16 protein-coding genes are annotated in these 18,342 nt (G+C 72.5%); 6 read left to right on the top strand and 10 right to left on the bottom strand.

Translation table 11 applies throughout. The features are described 5' to 3' along the window. The first annotated feature begins 23 nt into the window (after positions 1–23). On the top strand, positions 24–761 hold the full coding sequence (locus E1212_RS13065; RefSeq protein WP_131983073.1) for a DUF899 family protein: 738 nt from the start codon (positions 24–26) through the stop codon (positions 759–761). A 10-nt stretch (positions 762–771) separates the two neighbouring features. Here E1212_RS13065 and E1212_RS13060 read toward each other — a convergent pair whose 3' ends face one another. The 3 genes from E1212_RS13060 to E1212_RS13050 form a co-directional block, all read right to left on the bottom strand. After that, the gene (locus E1212_RS13060) at positions 772–1,530 is read right to left on the bottom strand and encodes an SDR family oxidoreductase (protein ID WP_131983071.1); all 759 of its coding nucleotides are present in this window, start codon (positions 1,528–1,530) and stop codon (positions 772–774) included. Positions 1,531–1,597: 67 nt separating this feature from the next. Then, positions 1,598–4,972, bottom strand: coding sequence for a pyruvate carboxylase (locus E1212_RS13055; RefSeq protein WP_131983069.1), 3,375 nt, complete (start codon positions 4,970–4,972; stop codon positions 1,598–1,600). Between the two features lie 69 nt (positions 4,973–5,041). Further along, positions 5,042–5,638: a gamma carbonic anhydrase family protein gene (locus E1212_RS13050; RefSeq protein ID WP_131983067.1), complete on the bottom strand. Its 597-nt coding sequence runs from the start codon at positions 5,636–5,638 to the stop codon at positions 5,042–5,044. Positions 5,639–5,770: 132 nt separating this feature from the next. On the opposite strand from E1212_RS13050, the gene E1212_RS13045 reads away from it, so the two are divergent. Together E1212_RS13045 and E1212_RS13040 are read left to right on the top strand one after the other, a co-directional pair. Then, positions 5,771–6,163: a type II toxin-antitoxin system VapC family toxin gene (locus E1212_RS13045; protein WP_131983065.1), complete on the top strand. Its 393-nt coding sequence runs from the start codon at positions 5,771–5,773 to the stop codon at positions 6,161–6,163. A gap of 358 nt (positions 6,164–6,521) precedes the next feature. Then, entirely contained in the window at positions 6,522–9,659 is a 3,138-nt protein-coding gene (locus E1212_RS13040) for an AfsR/SARP family transcriptional regulator (protein WP_131983063.1), read from the top strand. A gap of 4 nt (positions 9,660–9,663) precedes the next feature. Here E1212_RS13040 and E1212_RS13035 read toward each other — a convergent pair whose 3' ends face one another. From E1212_RS13035 to ctaC, 3 genes are all read right to left on the bottom strand, one after another. Beyond that, positions 9,664–10,500 (bottom strand): DUF4097 family beta strand repeat-containing protein, encoded by an 837-nt coding sequence (locus tag E1212_RS13035; protein WP_131983061.1) that lies wholly within the window; start codon positions 10,498–10,500, stop codon positions 9,664–9,666. A 415-nt stretch (positions 10,501–10,915) separates the two neighbouring features. Then, complete coding sequence (gene ctaD / locus E1212_RS13030; RefSeq protein WP_131983059.1) at positions 10,916–12,634, bottom strand: aa3-type cytochrome oxidase subunit I; 1,719 nt, start codon at positions 12,632–12,634, stop codon at positions 10,916–10,918. Next, entirely contained in the window at positions 12,631–13,482 is an 852-nt protein-coding gene (gene ctaC, locus E1212_RS13025) for an aa3-type cytochrome oxidase subunit II (protein WP_131983057.1), read from the bottom strand. Before ctaC ends, ctaD begins: the two co-directional genes overlap by 4 nt. Positions 13,483–13,659: 177 nt before the next feature. Between ctaC and E1212_RS13020 the strand changes: the two genes are divergently transcribed. The 3 genes from E1212_RS13020 to E1212_RS13010 are packed head-to-tail and all read left to right on the top strand — an operon-like array spanning position 13,660 to position 15,730. Next, positions 13,660–14,391: a hemerythrin domain-containing protein gene (locus E1212_RS13020; protein WP_203416812.1), complete on the top strand. Its 732-nt coding sequence runs from the start codon at positions 13,660–13,662 to the stop codon at positions 14,389–14,391. 17 nt (positions 14,392–14,408) lie between these two features. Beyond that, positions 14,409–14,921: a DUF2243 domain-containing protein gene (locus tag E1212_RS13015; RefSeq protein ID WP_131983055.1), complete on the top strand. Its 513-nt coding sequence runs from the start codon at positions 14,409–14,411 to the stop codon at positions 14,919–14,921. Continuing rightward, positions 14,918–15,730 carry a cytochrome c oxidase assembly protein gene (locus tag E1212_RS13010; RefSeq protein WP_203416811.1) on the top strand — a complete coding sequence of 271 codons (813 nt, stop codon included), beginning with the start codon at positions 14,918–14,920 and terminating at the stop codon, positions 15,728–15,730. The genes E1212_RS13015 and E1212_RS13010 overlap by 4 nt, the downstream gene beginning before the upstream one ends. 6 nt (positions 15,731–15,736) lie before the next feature. Here E1212_RS13010 and E1212_RS13005 read toward each other — a convergent pair whose 3' ends face one another. From E1212_RS13005 to E1212_RS12990, 4 genes are all read right to left on the bottom strand, one after another. Next, on the bottom strand, positions 15,737–16,390 hold the full coding sequence (locus E1212_RS13005) for a class F sortase (protein WP_131983053.1): 654 nt from the start codon (positions 16,388–16,390) through the stop codon (positions 15,737–15,739). Then, complete coding sequence (locus E1212_RS13000; RefSeq protein WP_162605449.1) at positions 16,387–16,992, bottom strand: DUF4142 domain-containing protein; 606 nt, start codon at positions 16,990–16,992, stop codon at positions 16,387–16,389. The genes E1212_RS13005 and E1212_RS13000 overlap by 4 nt, the downstream gene beginning before the upstream one ends. Positions 16,993–17,109: 117 nt before the next feature. Continuing rightward, on the bottom strand, positions 17,110–17,484 hold the full coding sequence (locus E1212_RS12995; protein WP_131983049.1) for a hypothetical protein: 375 nt from the start codon (positions 17,482–17,484) through the stop codon (positions 17,110–17,112). A 225-nt stretch (positions 17,485–17,709) separates the two neighbouring features. Beyond that, positions 17,710–18,282 (bottom strand): TetR/AcrR family transcriptional regulator, encoded by a 573-nt coding sequence (locus E1212_RS12990; RefSeq protein WP_131983047.1) that lies wholly within the window; start codon positions 18,280–18,282, stop codon positions 17,710–17,712. Positions 18,283–18,342: the final 60 nt, after the last annotated feature.

Raw genomic sequence — 18,342 nt, 5'->3', positions numbered from 1 at the left:
CCCATCGCTGAAAGGAGCACGTCATGAACGACACCCCGTACACCGCTCTCCCCGCCGTCGCCGACCGCGACACGTTCGAGGCCGAGATCGACCGCCTGAGGGTGCGCGAGAAGGAGCACACCCGCGCGGGCGACGCGATCGCCGCCGCCCGGCGCCGGCTCCCCATGGTCGAGGTCGACCCCGGTCTCGAGCTGACCGGGCCCGACGGGGCGACCACTCTGCTCGACGCGTTCGAGGGGCGCAAGCAGCTCATCCTCTACTACTTCATGTGGCATCCCGGGCATCCCGCTGCCGAGCAGTGCGAGGGCTGCACCTGGTGCGCCGGCCACGTCCTCGAGCTGTCCTACCTGCACTCGCGCGACATCACCTTCGCCGTCGTGGCGCAGGGCCCGTACGCCGAGAGCCGCCGCTACCACGACTTCATGGACTGGCCGATGCCGTGGTACGCGGCCGAGGGCGCCACGCTCGACACCCTGCTGGTCGGCCGGCACGTCGGCATGATGCACCTCGTCTGCTACCTGCGCGACGGCGACCGCGTGTTCGAGACCTACTGGACGACCCGCCGCGGCGTCGAGGTGATGGACAACAGCTACTCGCTCATGGACCTGACGGCGTACGGGCGCCAGGAGCAGCACGAGGACTCGCCGGACGGCTGGCCGCAGTCCTGGCCGATCGACGGGAGCCTCCTGCAGGTCGACGGACGGCCCGCGTCGCACTGGTCGCGCCTGCGGGCCGGCCGCTCCGACGACCTCGGCACGTAGGGCAGGGTCGCTACCGGCGAGCGTCCGCCGTCTCCAGCCAGTCGGCGAACGCGGGACCGGCGATGACTGCGTCCGGGCCGGGCAGGATCCGGCCGGCCTCGTAGAGCAGGCCGTCGGGGTCGTCGGCGGCGGCGCTGACGGCCTCGACGCGGGCCGGGTCGCCGGTCCGCGCCGCCAGTGTGGCGGCGAGGTCGGCCGCGTCCTCGACCCGCGGCCCGGCCACCTCCAGCAGGTCCGGCGCGTCGACGGCGGTCGCGTAGGCGGCGAGGGTCTCGGCCACCGCCCGGGCGGCGACCGGCCGGCGCCGGCTGGACTGCACATAGACGACATCGCCCTGCCGGCCCCACTCCATGACCGGCGCGACGAACTCGTGGAAGAGGTCCGCGCGCAGGATGCGCACCGGCAGCGGGCCGTCGAGCCAGGCCCGCTCCTGCTCGAGCTTGGCGGCGCCGTAGCTGGTGGTGAGCTTGTCCACCCCGATGATCGACACCACCACCGCCCGGCGGACCCCGGCCTCCTTGCCCGCCCGCTGCAGGTTCGCCGCGGAGGCGGTGAAGAACGCCGCCGCCTCCTCCTTGACCGGCGACGGCCCCGTGGCGGCGTCGATCAGGCACTCCGCGCCGGTCAGCGCCTCGGCCAGTCCCTCGCCGGTGACCACGTCGACCCCCGTCGCCCGTGACAGCGGCACCGCTTCGTGACCCTGACCCGTCAGGACGTCCACCACGTGCCGGCCCAGGCGGCCGGTTCCCCCGGCTACCGCGATCCTCATGTCTCCTCCTGTCGTCGTTCGTCACAGCACTGACGAACGACGGCGGCGAAGTGTGAGTGTGCGCGCGTCAGGCGAGCTCGACCAGCAGGTCGCCGCCGTCGACGCGCTGGACCGGGCCGACGGCGAGCCGCCGCACGGTGCCGCCCCGCGAGGCGGTGATGCCCGCCTCCATCTTCATCGCCTCGATGGTGGCGACGGTGCCACCCGGCTCGACCGTGTCGCCCTCGGCGACCGTGAGCGTGACGACACCGGCGAAGGGCGCAGCGACGTGCCGGGGGTTGCCCGGGTCGGCCTTCTCGGCCGGGGTGTGGTCCGAGGCGATCGACCGGTCGCGGATCTGCAGCGGGCGGAGCTGGCCGTTGAGGGTGGCCATGACGGTGCGCACGCCGCGCTCGTCGGCCTCGCCGATGGCCTGCAGCTCGATGAGCAGCCGGACGCCGGGCTCAAGGTCGACGGTGTACTCCTGGTTGGACCGCAGGCCGTAGAAGAACTCGCGGGTCGACAGCACGCTGGTGTCGCCGTAGGCCTCGCGGTGCGCCTGGTGCTCGCGCGCCGGCCCGGGGAACAGCAGCCGGTTCAGGGTGGCGCGCCGGTCGCTCGCCAGGCCCGCGTGGTCGTCGTCGGACAGGTCGGCGCCGGCCGGGGTGTACGGGCGACCGGCCAGCGCCTTGGTGCGGAACGGCTCGGGCCAGCCGCCGGGCGGGTCGCCGAGCTCGCCGTGCAGGAACCGGACGACGGAGTCGGGGATGTCGTACGCGTCGGGCGACGCGGCGAAGTCCTCGGGCGCCACCCCGGCGCCGACCAGGTGCAGCGCGAGGTCGCCGACCACCTTCGACGACGGCGTCACCTTGACCAGGCGGCCCAGCATGCGGTCGGCGGCGGCGTACAGGTCCTCGATCTCCTCGAACCGGTTCCCCAGCCCGAGGGCGACCGCCTGGGTGCGCAGGTTCGACAGCTGACCGCCGGGGATCTCGTGGTGGTAGACCCGGCCCGTCGGCGCGCTCAGGCCGGCCTCGAACGGGGCGTACAGCCCGCGCACGCCCTGCCAGTACGGCTCGAGGTCGCCGACGGCGCGCAGGTCCAGCTGCGTCGGGTGGTCCGAGGCCGCCGCCGCGGCGACGATCGCCGACAGCGAGGGCTGCGACGTCGTGCCGGCCATGGACGCGACGGCGCCGTCGACGGCATCGACCCCGGCCTCGGCGGCGGCGAGGTACGTGGCCAGCTGCCCGCCGGCGGTGTCGTGGGTGTGCAGGTGCACCGGCAGGTCGAACTCGCTGCGCAGGGCGGCCACCAGCCGGGCGGCGGCCGGCGGGCGCAGCAGCCCGGCCATGTCCTTGATCGCCAGCACGTGCGCGCCCGCGGCGACGATCCGCTCGGCCAGCCGCAGGTAGTAGTCGAGCGTGTAGAGCGTCTCGCCGGGGTCGGACAGGTCGGCCGTGTAGCACATCGCGACCTCGGCGACCGCCGTCCCGGTCTCGCGGACGGCGTCGATGGCCGGGCGCATCGGCTCGACGTTGTTGAGCGCGTCGAAGATGCGGAAGATGTCGACGCCGGTGGCGGCGGCCTCCTGCACGAACGCCGTCGTCACCTCGACCGGGTACGGCGTGTAGCCGACGGTGTTGCGCCCGCGCAGCAGCATCTGCAGGCAGACGTTGGGGACGGCCTTGCGCAGCGCGGCCAGCCGCTCCCACGGGTCCTCGGCCAGGAACCGCAGCGCGACGTCGTAGGTGGCGCCGCCCCAGCACTCCAGCGAGAGCAGCTGCGGCAGCGTGTGCGCCACCACGGGCGCCGCCGCCACCAGATCCTTGGTGCGCACCCGGGTGGCCAGCAGCGACTGGTGCGCGTCGCGGAAAGTGGTGTCGGTGACGTGCAGCGACGACGACCCGCGCAGCCAGGCGGCGAACCCCTCGGGTCCGAGCTCGTCGAGCCGCTGCTTCGAGCCGGCCGGCGGCGGCCCGCTGGGGACGGTCGGCAGCTTCTCGGCCGGGTCGGGCGCCTTGGGCGGCTCGCCGTGCGGCCGGTTCACGGTGACGTCGGCGAGGTAGCTGAGCAGCCGCGTGCCGCGGTCGGCCGACGCCCGGCCGGCGAGCAGGTGCGGGTGCTCGTCGATGAACGACGTCGTCACCCCGCCGGCGCGGAAGTCGGGATCGTCGAGCACGGCCTGCAGGAACGGGATGTTGGTCCGGACGCCGCGGATGCGGAACTCGGCCAGCGCGCGGCGGGCGCGCGCCACGGCGGCGTCGAAGTCGCGGCCGCGGCAGGTCAGCTTCACCAGCATGGAGTCGAAGTGCGGGCTGACCTCGCTGCCTGCGTGGGTCGTGCCGCCGTCGAGCCGGATCCCGGAGCCGCCCGGCGAGCGGTAGGCGCTGATGGTGCCGGTGTCGGGCCGGAACTCGTCGGACGGGTCCTCCGTGGTGATGCGGCACTGCAGCGCCGCGCCCCGCACGGCGACGGTGTCCTGCGACAGCCCGAGGTCGGCCAGCCGCTCGCCCGCGGCGATGCGGAACTGCGACTGCACGAGGTCGACATCGGTGACCTCCTCGGTCACCGTGTGCTCGACCTGGATGCGCGGGTTCATCTCGATGAAGACGTGCCGGCCCTCGGGGTCGAGCAGGAACTCGACGGTGCCGGCGTTGCGGTAGCCGATGTGCCGGGCGAAGCTGACGGCGTCGGCGCAGATCCGGTCCCTGATGCGCGGGTCCAGGTTCGGCGCCGGCGCCAGCTCGACCACCTTCTGGTGCCGGCGCTGCACCGAGCAGTCGCGCTCGAACAAGTGGATGACGTCGCCCTGCCCGTCGGCCAGGATCTGCACCTCGATGTGGCGAGGGCTCACGACCGCCTGCTCGAGGAAGAGCGTGCGGTCGCCGAAGGCCGCCTCGGCTTCGCGCGCCGCGGTGTCGAGCGCCTCGGGCAGCTGCTCGGCGTCGCCCACCTGGCGCATGCCCCGGCCTCCGCCGCCGGCGACCGCCTTGACGAACAGCGGGAACCCGATCTCGCCGGCCGCGGCGAGCAGCTCGTCGCGGTCCGGCGACGGCGCCGACGAGCGCAGCACCGGCACGCCGGCCTCCCTGGCCGCCGCGACGGCGGTGGCCTTGTTCCCCGTCAGCCGGAGGATGCCGGCCGGCGGCCCGATGAACGTGATGCCCGCCTGGGCGCACGCCTCCGCGAGGCCGGCGTTCTCGGAGAGGAACCCGTAACCGGGGTAGACCGCATCGGCGCCGGACTCCGTCGCCGCGCGGACGATCTCGTCGACGGACAGGTAGGCCCGCACCGGGTGTCCGGGCTCGCCGATCTCGTAGGCCTCGTCGGCCTTCAGCCGGTGCAGCGAGTTGCGGTCCTCGTAGGGGAACACCGCCACGGTGCGGATGCCGAGCTCGTACGCGGCGCGGAACGCGCGGATCGCGATCTCACCACGGTTGGCGACGAGTACCTTCCGGACCATGCTGCCGCCCCTTCAAATTGTTGGAAGAGCAATCAAGGAAACGGAACGCCCGCCAGAGTATAGCGGCGGTCACTCGAGGACCACGTCGTCGGTGTGCCGGCCGAAGACCTCGCCGTAGATGGCGGCCACCCGGCCCATGGTGAGCTCCTCGCGCGCGACGTCGAACACCGTGCCCGGAAAGTCGAGCGCCTTCAGCTTCGGCCAGTACTCGTCGTGGGCGCCCGCCGGGAACAGCTCCGCCGGGTCGCCGACCGCGATCCAGCCGATGGGCACCGTCGCACCCGCCGGCACCCGCGTGTTCACGTGCACGACGGCGTTGATGCGCACCTCGGCGCCGCTCTCGACCCGGGCGCCCGGGAAGACCGACACCCCGGTCGCGAGGAACACGTCGTCGTCGACGGTGGCGCCGTTGAGGTGCGCGTGCGGCCCCACCAGCACGTTCTCGCCCAGCGTGAGCGGGTGCCCGGACCGGCCCCGCAGGACCGCGTTCTCCATGACGACGCCGTTCGCCCCGACCCGCACCGCTCCCCCGTCAGCCGTCAGGACCGCGCCGAACAGGACGCGGCAGCCCGGCCCGACCCGGACGTCGCCGGACAGGACCGCCGTCGGCGCGACATACGCGGTCGGGTGGACGACCGGCCGGATGCCGTCGTGCTCGATCAACATGGGTGGCGCCTCCCGGTGTCGACGAGCACACGCTAAGCACTCGCGGCCGGGAGGCGCCACCCGAAGGGGCTCCCACCGAAGGGCCGTCCCTGTCCGATGAGCTCGCGGCCATGCGAGACGAGCGACTCTGACGTGGCGCACGACCTCGACACCTCTGCACTGGTGAAGCTCGTCGTCGCCGAGGACGGGACGGAGGCGTTGCACGCGTGGCTCCAAGAGGAGGACCGCACACCGGTGTCCAGTGACCTCACCCGCACCGAGCTCCTGCGTGCCGTTCGACGTGCGGCGCCGGATCGAGTCGTCCAGGCGCGGGCCGTCTTGGACTCGATCACGCTGGTCCAGCTCTCCACCGCCACCGTCGAGGAGGCCGGCCGCCTCGGCCCCGAGCTCGTGCGCACTCTCGACGCCCTTCATCTCGCCGCCGCACTCGAGCTCGGTCACGACCTGGACACGATCGTCACCTACGACGAGCGTCTGGCCGACGCGGCGAACGACAACGGAGTTCCGGTCACCGCTCCGAGCTGAGGGCGCGGCACCGCATCCCAAGATCATCAGCCATGTGCGTCGCGGGAGGACTTCCGGTGGACCTCCGGCCATGCGCGATTCCGCAACAGGCTCCCGAGCAGCCCGACAGCAGGTGTTGATCATGGAGAAGTGCAGGTTCTCGGGCAGCCGGAACCTGCTCTTCTCCATGATCAACATTGACGGGCCGGCGCGACCTCACCGCAGCCCGAACCATCGCCACGTGACACGCGGCGGAGGACTTCCGGTGGACATCGTGCGAGGCGCGATTCCGCAACAGGCTCCAGAGCGGCACGAAAGGCTGATGATCATGTAGCGGCGATAAGACGGCCTTGGTGAGCCGCCGTGGGAGAATCGGGGCGTGCAGATCGCGATGCTCGGCCCGTTCGAGGTGCGCACGGACGACGGCGTCGTGGCCGACGTGCCGGGCGCCCGGCTGCGGGCCCTGCTGATCGCGCTGGCGCTCGAGCCGGGTCGCACCGTCCCGCAGGCGCGGCTGGTCGACTGGATCTGGGGTGGGCAGCCGCCCGCCGACACCGCGAACGCACTGCAGCAGCTGGTCTCCCGGCTGCGAAAGGTGCTGCCGGACGGCTGGGTCGAGGGGCAGGCGGGCGGCTATCGGCTGACGGTGGCGCCCGACGCCGTCGACGCGGTGCGGTTCGAGCGGCTCGTCGACCAGGCCCGCGACGACGACCCACGACGAGTGCGGCTGCTGCGCGAGGCGCTCGGCCTGTGGCGCGGCGCGGCCATGCAGGACGTCGGGCTGCACGACAACGAGGCGTTCGACGCCGCGGTCGCCCGGCTCGAGCGGCTGCGTCTGGCCGCCATGGAAGACCGGTTCGACGCCGAGACCGGCCTCGGCCACGGCGCCGAGCTGGTCGAAGAGCTGACCGACCTGGTGGCGGTGCACCCGCTGCGCGAACGGCTCGTCGCGGCGCTGATGCGGGCCCTCGTGTCCGCCGGCCGCGACACCGAGGCGTTGCTCGTGTACGAGCGCACCCGCGAGGCACTGGCCGACGCGCTGGGCGTCGACCCGTCGCCGGAGCTGTCCGCGCTGCACACCGCGGTGCTGCGGGGCGAGGTGGGGCGGCGCGACGAGACCCGGGCGACCAACCTGCCGGCCGAGCTGACCAGTTTCGTCGGCAAGGAGGCCGACGTCGACGCCGTCCGCGAGCTGATCGGCGCGCACCGGCTCACCACCCTGATCGGGCCGGGCGGCTCCGGCAAGACCCGGCTGGCCACCGAGACCGCGCGCACGCTGCTCGGCGACGTGCCCGACGGCGTCTGGCTGGTCGAGCTCGCCGCCATCGGCGCCGGCGACGACGTCGCGAGCGCGGCGCTCGCCGGGCTCGGCCTGCGCGACGCGCTGCTCGGCGAGGCGTCGAACCTGGAGCCGGCGGACCGGTTCGTCGCCGCGGTCCGCGACCGCGAGACGCTGCTGATCCTGGACAACTGCGAGCACGTCATCGAGTCGGCGGCGGCGTTCGCGCATCGGGCGCTCGGCGAGTGCCGGCGGCTGCGGATCCTCGCGACGAGCCGCGAGCCGCTCGGCATCACCGGCGAGGCGCTCTGGCCGGTCGAGCCGCTCGCCGTCCCGGCCGAGGACGCCGCCCCCGCCGATATCGAGTCGGCGCCGGCCGTCCGGCTGCTGCGCGACCGCGCCGGCGCGGTGCGCCAGGACCTCGGCGCCGACACGCACACGTTGTCGACCATGGTGCGCATCTGCCGGGCGCTCGACGGGATGCCGCTGGCGATCGAACTGGCCGCGGCCCGGCTGCGCACCATGACCGTCGACCAGCTCGCCACCAGGCTCGACCACCGGTTCCGCCTGCTGACCGGCGGCAGCCGCACGGCGCTGCCGCGGCACCGCACGCTGCGCGCGATGGTCGACTGGAGCTGGGAGCTGCTCAGCGAGGCCGAACGGACGGTGTTGTGCCGGCTCTCGGTGTTCTCGGGCGGGGCGAGCCTCGAGGCGGCCGAGCACGTCTGCGCCGGCGCCTCCGTCGAGCCGGACGACGTGCTCGAGTTGCTCACCGCGCTGGCCGAGAAGTCGCTGCTGGTCGCCGGCGGCGACGGCGCCCCGCGTTACCGCATGCTCGGGACGATCAAGGAGTACGCCGCCGACCGGCTCGCCGAAGCGGGCGAGACGGCCCTCGCGCGCCAGGCGCATCTCGCCTACTTCACCGAGCTCGCCGAGACGGCCGAGCCGCACCTGCGCCGCGCCGAGCAACTGCCCTGGCTCGCCACCCTGCGGGCCGATCACGACAACCTCAGCGCCGCGCTGCGCGGGGCGGTCGCGGCCGGCGACGCCCAGGCGGCCATGCGGCTCGCGGCCGCCACCGGCTGGTACTGGTGGCTCGGCGGACGCCGGTCCGAGGGCCTCGAGCACCTCGTCGCCGCCGCGAGCGTTCCCGGCGACGCGACCGACGACGTCCGCGCGCTGACGTACGGGATGGTCGTGCTCTTCGTGACCTCCGGACGCAGCGACGAGCACGCCGGCGCGGAGTGGATCCGCAAGGCGTACCGGTTCAGCCGGCAGAGCGGGAGCAGCAACCCGCTGCTGGGGTTCGCGGTCCCGCTCGAGCGGCTGCTGCACTCGCCGGACGACGCGGTGCCGGCGTTCGAGACGCTGCTCGACAGCGTCGACCCGTGGGTCCGTGCCCTCGCCCGGTGGCAGATCGGCAAGCTGCGCACGATGCTCGGCCAGGGCGGGCCCGAGGTCGAGGCCGAGCTGGAGCAGGCGCTCGCGGAGTTCCGGGCGCTCGGCGAGCGGTTCGGCATCTCGGTGGCGCTGTCCGAGCTGGCGGGCCTGCGCGCCATGCGCGGCGACCTCGCCGGAGCCTGCGAGTACTACGAACAGGCGATCGCCGTCGTCACCGAGGTCGGCGCCGTCGAGGACGTCATCGAGCTGCGGACCCAGCAGGCCGTGCTCTACTGGCTCGACGGCCACCACGACGCCAGCGCGGCCGCCATCGCCGAGGCCGAGCGCAGTGCCCAGGGGGTCACCTGGCCGTCGGCCCTGGCCGACCTCGCGCTGGCCAAGGCCGAGCTGGCCCGCCTGCGTGGCGACGCCGCCGAGGCCCGCCGTCAGCTCGGCCTCGCGACGACCCTCCTGGGCGATGCCGCGGACCGGTCCTACAACCGCGCCCAGATCCACGACGCGCTCGGCTACCTGGCCGACGACCTCCGCGAGGCCCGCACCCACCGCGTCGCCGCCTGGCAGGCGGCCTCCGAGGCGGGCGTCCCGCCGCCCGTGATCGCCCAGGTCCTGGTCGGGGTGGCCGACCTCGCTGCCCGCCGCGGCGAGCACGAGCAGGCGGCCCGGCTGCTCGCCGCCAGCGTCGGGGCGCGTGGGATGCCGAACCGGTCCCACCACGACCTGGCCAGGATCGAGCATGACGTGCGGCGTCACCTCGGCGACGCGCGGTTCGCCGAGGTGACGCAGGAGGGAATGCGGACGAGCTGGGCTCAGCTGGTCGAGGTCACGCTCGCGTCCTGACGGGTCAGGCCGCCGCGCGCTGGACGATCACGTCGCCGTGCCGCGTGCGGGCGAAGACCGCGACCTTGAGCTCCGACGGGCCCGGCTCCGGCGCCGGCGTGACGAAGTCGTGCACCGCGCCCCGCTCGCTGGCGACGTCGACGGAGGCGACGCTGCCCTCGCTGATGCCGACCTCGATGTCGCCCGAGGCGTTCGTGACCCTGGCCCGGCCGTTGGTCATCCGCCCGATCCGGATCGCACCGCTGGCGGTGGTGGCGACGACGTCGCCGTCGGCGCGGTCGATGTGGAAGTCGCAGCCGGCGCTGCCGAGCTCGAGACGGGCCGCGGCGTGGCCGATCCAGACCCGCCCGCCCGAGTTCGTGAGCCCGACGGCACCCTCGACCTCACCGATCCGCAGCTCGAACGCGGCGCCGTCGACGGTGGCGGGCCCGGCGATGTGCCCGACCGCGACCTCGCCGGAGGCGATGCTGGCCCGCAGCGCGTCGACGCGGTCCAGCTGGACCCGGCCCGAGGCCAGGTGCAGCTCGCTCACGCCGAACGCGCCGTCGGCGTGCACGGCCGAGTACGCCAGGTACGCGGCCAGCGCGGAGCCGGTGGGCAGGTCGATCGTGATGGTGACCGAGCCGTTCTTCTCCCCGGCGACGGTGGTCTTGACCAGCAGCGCGCCGTCGGCGAACTCGACCTTGGTCCGGTCGGCCACCTTGCGGTGCGACCGGCTCGCCGGGTCGACGGGCTCGACCAGCACCACGGTGTCGGTGCGGTCGCTGGCGGTGACCCGGACCCGGGCTCCGGCGACCTCCACGGTCGCGGCGACGGGGGCGGGGGTGGCGAAGGTGGCCATGACGGTGTCTCCTGGGGTGTCGTGGGTGGTCGTGTGACCACTGTCGACGCCCCGCCTGACAGCCACCTGTCGCCTGCCTGACACGGCCGGTGACATGACGACCGGCCCTCCTTGCGAGGGCGTCATCGGCCGGCGACAACTCGCGCATCGCCGCCGGTCGCGCTGGCCGACGTGCGGCCGCAGCCGCTCGACCGGGATGGCCGCGTGCGCGGCGCGTCGACTACCCGATCCATACGGCTCCACTGACCAGCACCACGATGCAGGCCAGGAGCAGCACGATCAGCTGTGACTCGACGGCCGGCCGCATCAGCCAGCGACGTATGCCACACAGGACGTGATGTCTCTCCACGGCAGCCCCCTCCCCGGCGCCGACATCACGGCGGCGCGGACCGTCCAGTACCCCGGAAGCGCCCCGTCATTTCGTCTCGACGTCGGGCGGGCCGAGGACTTCGGTCAGCGGTCCGGCATCAGCCGGCTTGTCCTCGGCCATGGCCGCGACCTCCGGGTACTTGAGGTCGAAGGCCGGCCGCTCGCTGCGCACCCGCGGCAGCGAGGTGAAGTTGTGCCGCGGCGGCGGGCAGGACGTGGCCCACTCCAGCGAGTTGGCGAAGCCCCACGGGTCGTCGACCTGCACCTTCGGCGCGAGCCGGGTCTGCCACACGTTCCACAGGAACGGCAGCGTCGACGCGGCCAGCACGAAGGCGAACACCGACGAGAACTGGTTCAGGAACGTGAACCCGTCATCGGGCTCGTAGTCGGAGTAGCGACGGGGAAAGCCCTCGACGCCCAGCCAGTGGTGGACCATGAACGTGCCGTGGAAGCCGATGAACAGCAGCCAGAAGTGCACCTTGCCGAGGCGCTCGTCGAGCATGCGGCCGGTGAACTTGGGCCACCAGAAGTAGAACCCGGCGAACATCGCGAACACGACCGTGCCGAACACCACGTAGTGGAAGTGCGCCACCACGAAGTAGCTGTCGTGGACGTGGAAGTCCAGCGGCGGTGAGGCGAGGATGATGCCCGTGAGGCCGCCGAACAGGAACGTCACGAGGAAGCCGAGGGCGAAGAGCATCGGTGTCTCGAACGTGACGGAGCCGCGCCACATGGTGCCGATCCAGGCGAAGAACTTCAGCCCGGTCGGGATGGCGATGAGCATGGTCATCGCCGAGAAGAACGACAGACTGACCGCGCCGGTGGGGAACATGTGGTGCGCCCACACCGCCACCGACAGCGCGACGATCGCGAGGGTCGCGAACACCAGGCCCTTGTAACCGAAGATCGGCTTGCGGCTGAAGACCGGGATGACCTCGGTGATGATGCCGAAGAACGGCAACGCGATGATGTAGACCTCGGGATGGCCGAAGAACCAGAACAGGTGCTGCCAGAGAATGGCCCCGCCGGCGGTGGGGTCGAAGATGTGCGTGTTCAGGTTGCGGTCGGCGAACAGGGCGAACAGCGCCGCCGCCAGCAGCGGGAACGCGATCAATACCAGAATGCTCGTCGCGAAGATGTTCCAGGTGAAGATCGGCATCCGGAACATCGTCATTCCCGGCGCGCGCATGCACACGATCGTCGTGATGAAGTTGACGGCGCCGAAGATGGTGCCGAAACCGCTCATCGCCAGCCCCGCGACCCACAGATCCCCGCCCGCCGTCGGGCTGTAGACCGTGTCGTGCAGCGGCGCGTAGGCGGTCCAGCCGAAGTCCGCGGCACCGTCCTTCGTCAGGAACCCCGCGCAGACGATGAGCCCGCCGAACAGGAACAGGTAGAAGCTGAACATGTTCAGCCGCGGGAACGCGACGTCGGGAGCGCCGATCTGCAGCGGCACGATGATGTTGCCGAAGCCGATGAACAGCGGCGTCGCGAACAGCAGCAGCATGATCGTGCCGTGCATGGTGAACAGCTGGTTGTACATCTCGTCGCTGACGACCTGACGGCCGGGCGAGAACAGCTCGGCCCGGATGAACAGCGCCAGCACGCCGCCGAACAGGAAGAACCCGAACGACGCGATCAGGTACATGTAGCCGATGATCTTGTGATCGGTCGAGGTCGCCCAGCGGGTGACGACATTGCCCTTCCGCTTCGGCCGCGTCACACCGGTGCGCGCGGCTGCCGTGCGCTCGAGGAACGTGGTCATCGGTCGCCTCCCGGGTCGTCGGGATTCAGCGGCTCGTCGTCGTAGGCACCTCGGATCGGCGGGTCGATCAGGCCGGTCTGCCCGGCCTCTCGCAGAGCGTCCATCTGCTCGTCGAACTCCTCCTGCGACACCACCTCGACGTCGAACCGCATCGACTGGTGGAAGACGCCGCAGAACTCCGCGCAGCGGCCGACGTAGCTGCCTTCGCGATCGGGCGTGACCTGGTACGCGTTCGGCTGGCCGGGGAAGACGTCCTGCTTCATGTAGAACGCCGGAATCCAGAACGAGTGGATGACGTCCGGCGACCCCAGGTTGAACCGCACCATCTCGCCGACGGGCAGGTACAGGGTGGGCCGGTCGTTGACGGTTCCGATCTCGTGCACGTCCTCGTCCACGTAGTTGAACGTCCACGACCACTGCTGGCCGACGACGTCGACCGTCAGGTCGGGCTCCGTGCGGATGTCGGTGATCTGGTCCTGCCGCTCGGCGGTGTGGAAGAAGAGGGGCACGATCACGAAGAACGGCGCGAGCGTGTAGAGGAACTCGATCGGGATGTTGAACCGCGTCTGCTTCGGCAGCTCGTCGCCCCGCCGGCGGTAGGCGACGGCGGCCCAGATGATCAGACCCCAGACCAGGAAGCCGACGCCGAACGCCGCGATCCACGCGCCCACCCACAGGTCACCGATCAGCGGCGCCTCCTTCGTCGCGGGCTCGGGAAGCGCCAGGCGCGACCACTCGTCGCGTTGCTCGGCCGAGCAACCACCCAGCACGACCAGCGTGCCGATGAGGACTGCGGCGACGTGACCCGGCGCCGGTGCCGGGCCGCGTCCGCGTACCGGATGTGCCATGTGGAACCCCCAGGGAGTGGTCACGACGCTGGACCCGCATGGGCAGGCGGCTGGCGCGCCCGATACCCACTGACGGCGCCGTCACTCACCCGAATCGGACCCGATGCGGCAGGCCGGCCGTCATCGTTCGATGCGCCACGGCTGCGTGCCGCTGTCCACGCTGGGTAGTGCGGCGCCATGAGCCAACCCGACTTGACGCCCGTGCCCCACCAGACGCTGGAGGAACGCGGCGGACCGGCCAGCATCGTGGCACGCCAGAGCGACGACCACGCCGTGCTCCACCGGCTGATGCAGCAGTACGAAGCGGCGCCCGACGACGAGGCGCGGGGCCGCATCGTGGCTGACCTGGCGCAGCGCGCGCTCCGCCACGCCTTCGCGGAGGAGACGGTCCTCTTCCCCGCCTATCGACAGCACCTGCCCGGCCACGGTGACGAGCTCACAGCACACGTGGAGGGTGAGCACCAGCAGATCAACGACCTGCTCGAGGAGCTGCAGGACGCCGACCCCGCGGCGGCCGGCTACGACGACCGGGTCCGGCGCGTCTTCACCCTGATCGACAGCGACGCCCGCGAGGAGGAGGACGTCATGCTCCCTCGCCTGCAGAGCGTGGTGGACGACGAAGAGCTCCGGACCATCGGCGACGCCTGGGAGGCCGCCCGCGCGACGGCGCCGACCCGGCCGCACCCGCGCGTGCCGCGTCGACCGCCCGGCAACGCCCTGGCGGCGCTCCCGCTGGCGGTCTCCGACCGGATCAAGGACGGCCTGGACCGGCTGCCGCGCGGCGCCCGGCGGGTGTCGTCGGCGGCCGTCCTCGCGCTGGCCGCCTGTGGTGGTGCCGCCGTCGCCGCCGGAGTCCGAAGGCGCCGGCGCCGATCCGTCCGGGCCCCGAGGTTCGGGCTGCGTCGCTGACGGAGCGGAGGCGTCGCATGCCCGGTGATGACCGCGGCGCAGACCGGAGTGCGAACCGCAGCACGCCGCGGGTGCGCCCCTCGCTGGTCGTCGGCGCCATGATCGGAGCGGCGCTGATGGCGGCGGTGGACGAGATCGTGTTCCATCAACTGCTCGGCTGGCATCACTTCTATGACCGGTCGTCGAGCGACGTGGCCCTCTTCTCCGACGGAGTGCTCCATGCCGCCGAACTCGTGCTGCTCGTGGCCGGGTTCACGCTGCTGGCCGGCCTCCACCGGCGGCACGATGTCGCCAGCGGCGCCGCCTGGGCGGGGGTGCTGCTGGGTGCCGGCGTCTTCCAGCTGTGGGACGGGGTCGTCGACCACAAGGTCCTGCGGGTGCACCAGGTGCGATACGGGGTCGACCTGCTGCCGTACGACGTGGTGTGGAACCTCGCCGGTGCGGTCCTGGTGGCCGCGGGCGCCGCCCTGGCGTGGCGTCAGCGCCGGCGCGAGGCCCCAGCCCGTCCCGAGGAGCCGCGGCCGAGGTGATCGGCGTCCTCGGCCACGCCCAGCACGAGCCGGACGCCGCACTGGCCGGCTGGTTGCCCGCCGTCCTCCTCGTCTTCGTCCTGGTCGTGAGCTACCTGCTCGCCGTCGGCCGGTTCACCCGGCGCACGCTCCGCGGCTGGCCGCGGGCCAGGACGGCCGCCTTCGCCGGCGGTGCGGTGCTGATCGCACTGGGTGTCTCACCTCCCGTCCACGCGCTGGCCGCAGGAGACCTGCGCGGTCACGTGCTCCAGCACCTGCTGCTCGGCATGTACGCCCCGGTGGCCCTGGTGCTCGCCGCCCCGATGACGCTGGTGCTGGCTGCTCTGCCGGCGACGGCCGCCCGCACGGCGACCTCGGTGCTGCGCCTGCGGCCGGTGCGGGTACTGACCCACCCGGTCAGCGCCGGCCTCATGACCGTCGCCGGCATGTATGCCCTGTACTTCACCCCGTTGTACGGCCTGAGCGCGCGTGACGCCGTGCTGGCCCACGCCGTCCACATCCACGTCCTGATCACCGGCAGTGTCTTCGTCTGGTCCATCGCGGGCCCGGGCCCGGCGCCCGCCCGCCCGCGCATGCGCCTGCGCGTCGCCGTCCTCGTGGGGGTCGCCGGCGCACACGCCTACCTGGCCAAGCTGCTGTACGCCCGCGCGGACACATCGCCGCCCGGCGCGGGACTCGACCCGGACCAGGTCCGTCAGGCCGCGCAACTCATGTACTACGGCGGTGACGTCGCCGAGCTCGTCGTCGCCATCGCCCTGTTCGCCGGGGCTGCTCGCCTCCGTGTCCCAGCCGGCAACCGCACCGGCTGATGGAGCTCAGCGCGTGGGCGCCGCCACCACGGCGAGGTTCCGGGTGTAGCTGGCGGTGCGGTCGTCGAACGGGCCGGTGCAGGTGATCAGCACGAGCCGGCGGGGTCCGTTCCGGCTGAACAGCTCCGGCGGCAGCTGTTCCTTGGCGTACGAGTGCAGCTCGGTGACGGTGTAGGCATGGACGCGCTCGTCGGACGTGGTGATCGTGATCCGGTCGCCGGCCGACATCGTCGCCAGCTCGGCGAAGATTCCGGGCCCGTCCTCGGCGGTGTCCACATGCCCGGCCACGACCACGGTTCCGCGCCCATCGCCCGGTGCGGCGCCGGCCGCCCACCAACCACCCGCATCGGGCGAGGGCGGCAGGCTCATGCTGCCGTCGGCGGCCAGCCCGGCCGGTTCCAGTGCCACGTCCTGGCCCAGCAGGGTCATCAGCACCGGTGCCGGCGCGGTCACAGCCGCGGACGGCGCCGGCGTGGCGGTCATCTCGGGCGCCACGCCGGCGTCTGCTGTCAGCGTGCCGGCGTCGGTGACGACGGGCTCCACATCGTCCGGAACGGACCGCGCGGGGCCGGTCGACGAGTCCGCCGGTGCGGCGGCGGAATAGGCGGCGGCCAGCAGCAGTGTCACGCCGGCCGCCGCGCCCCACCGGTGCGTTCTCACGCCCGGCGCCGCCACGCCACGCCACTGGCGATCAGCGCCAGCACTCCGAGGCCGGCCAGCAGGCCGGCGCGCATTTCCCGGTCGCCGTCGTGCGAGGCCGGGCCACCGGTACCCGCGTGGACGCCGTGCGGCGCAGGCGCCTCACCGGTCTGCAGCATCGTGAGATGCCGCTGGATCACCGGAGCGGCGGCCTCGGCCAACGCGATCACGTCCGGGTTGGTCCCGCTGGCGATCTCGGTCTCCCCCAGGGCGAGCGCGGCTTCGTGCGCCGCGATCTGAAGGGTCGTCCACGCCTGATCGAACTCGGGGCCTTCCATCGCCGCCACCTCGGCGAGCTGCGCCTGCTGCTCAGGCGTCGGTTCACCCGGCAGCTCGACCCCGTACTGGCTCGCGACCTGCTGCAGGTCCGCGTCCAGTGCCGTGTGGTCGGTGATCAGCAGCTGTCCCTGAGCGCGCACCACCTCAGTGGACGCCTGGTCCACCGCCGCCTGCCCGCTGGCGATCTCGGCCAGGTTGCTCTGGTGCGCCGCGACCAGGAACGCCTGATCCTGTTCGGACACCTGCTCCTGAGCCTGCGCCGTCACCGGGGCCACCAGCAGCACGAGCGCACCCGCACCCGCCACGACACACTGCGATATCCGCATGACACACCTCTTCCCTCGCCGGTCATGGAAAGGGGGTGATTCCCCTCGGAGCGTTCTTCATGCCACCGGTGAGGACTAGCGTGCCGACCGTATGGCCAGTCCGATGAAGATGCCCGCCACGAAACCGACACCGCCCGCGACCATCGTCGCCATGGTGCCGGCCTGCATCGCGGCCATGGTGGCGCTCGAGCCGGCCTGCGCCGCGACTTGGGTGGCCTGAGCGCCGGCCAAGGTGGCCGCGCCCGCCGCCTGCGCGGTCTCCACCGCGTGCAGTCGCTCCTCGATCTGCTTGTCGTCCATGATGGCTCCTTCGGTGTCGTGGGGAATGGACATCATCAGTGCCTCTCTTCCCGGGTCGGTTGTCCGACAGCGCGCTTCAGCCCGCTGGCGGCGCGTGGTGATGGCCTCGGCGGCCGCCGACGAGGAAACCGCGACGACGACGCCGATCATGCTGGTGAGCGCCGAAGCGGGAGCACCACGCGCGAGACGCCCATACCCGCCGCCCGCACCGCCACTCCACCGCCGCGCCACCCATCGATGTCGGCAGGGCCGGTTCGCCCCGAAGACAGGTGTGCGCACGTGCGGCTGCCAACGCGCCTCCGGCCGCTACAGACGTCGAGCGACGGTCTGACCCGCACCCTCGATGTCGACCGCCGACGATCCGTCGGACTTCCCCTAGCCGCGACCCTCGTCGAGGAGGTGCTCGGCGAGCTCGCGCGCCGCCGCGGCCGGGAGGGTGCCGGGCCGGGTGGCCCCGACGGCCAGCGCGCCGTTGATGAGCACGAGGAGTTGGTCGGCGGCGTGCGCCGGCCGCGGGTGGTCGAGGTCGCGCAGCTCACTCTCGAGCAGGGCGCGGATGCGCGCGTTGTACCGGCGGGTGACCTCGTGTCCCGGATGGTCCGGGTCGGCCAGCGCGAGTTCCGCGGCGAGGTACCGGCAACCACGGAAGTCGGGCTCCTCGATGACCTCGCCGAGCCAGTCGAAGACCGCCAAGATGCGACGTCGCGGGTCGTCGCCCGCCGCCCTCATGGTCCGCTCGTAGGCGGCCTCGTCCTCGGCGGCACTCAGGCGCAGGACCTCGGTGATCAGTCCGTCCTTGCCGCCGAAGTGCTCGTACAGCGACCGGCGGGCGACGTTCGCGGCCTTCAGCAGCGCGTCGACGCCCACCCCCACGCCCTGCGCGTAGGTCAGCTCCTTGGCCGCCTCGAGCAGGCGTTCCCGTGGTCCTGGCAATACGCGTGTGGTCACGACGCCCAGTCTACTTGACGAGTAGATCGATCGGTCTATATCGTCAGTAGACCGAATGGT

Origin of the sequence: Jiangella ureilytica, assembly GCF_004348545.1 — a bacterium.
GTDB classification, from domain to species: domain Bacteria; phylum Actinomycetota; class Actinomycetes; order Jiangellales; family Jiangellaceae; genus Jiangella; species Jiangella ureilytica.
This window is presented reverse-complemented; position numbering and strand designations above follow the sequence as displayed.

What these genes read in the sequence shown, in the direction of transcription:
- E1212_RS13065 (WP_131983073.1), top strand. Translation starts at nt 24, where the DNA reads ATGAACGACACCCCGTACACCGCTCTCCCCGCCGTCGCCGACCGCGAC.
- E1212_RS13060 (WP_131983071.1), bottom strand. Translation starts at nt 1,530, where the DNA reads ATGAGGATCGCGGTAGCCGGGGGAACCGGCCGCCTGGGCCGGCACGTG.
- E1212_RS13055 (WP_131983069.1), bottom strand. Translation starts at nt 4,972, where the DNA reads ATGGTCCGGAAGGTACTCGTCGCCAACCGTGGTGAGATCGCGATCCGC.
- E1212_RS13050 (WP_131983067.1), bottom strand. Translation starts at nt 5,638, where the DNA reads ATGTTGATCGAGCACGACGGCATCCGGCCGGTCGTCCACCCGACCGCG.
- E1212_RS13035 (WP_131983061.1), bottom strand. Translation starts at nt 10,500, where the DNA reads ATGGCCACCTTCGCCACCCCCGCCCCCGTCGCCGCGACCGTGGAGGTC.
- ctaD (WP_131983059.1), bottom strand. Translation starts at nt 12,634, where the DNA reads ATGACCACGTTCCTCGAGCGCACGGCAGCCGCGCGCACCGGTGTGACG.
- ctaC (WP_131983057.1), bottom strand. Translation starts at nt 13,482, where the DNA reads ATGGCACATCCGGTACGCGGACGCGGCCCGGCACCGGCGCCGGGTCAC.
- E1212_RS13020 (WP_203416812.1), top strand. Translation starts at nt 13,660, where the DNA reads ATGAGCCAACCCGACTTGACGCCCGTGCCCCACCAGACGCTGGAGGAA.
- E1212_RS13015 (WP_131983055.1), top strand. Translation starts at nt 14,409, where the DNA reads ATGCCCGGTGATGACCGCGGCGCAGACCGGAGTGCGAACCGCAGCACG.
- E1212_RS12995 (WP_131983049.1), bottom strand. Translation starts at nt 17,484, where the DNA reads ATGATCGGCGTCGTCGTCGCGGTTTCCTCGTCGGCGGCCGCCGAGGCC.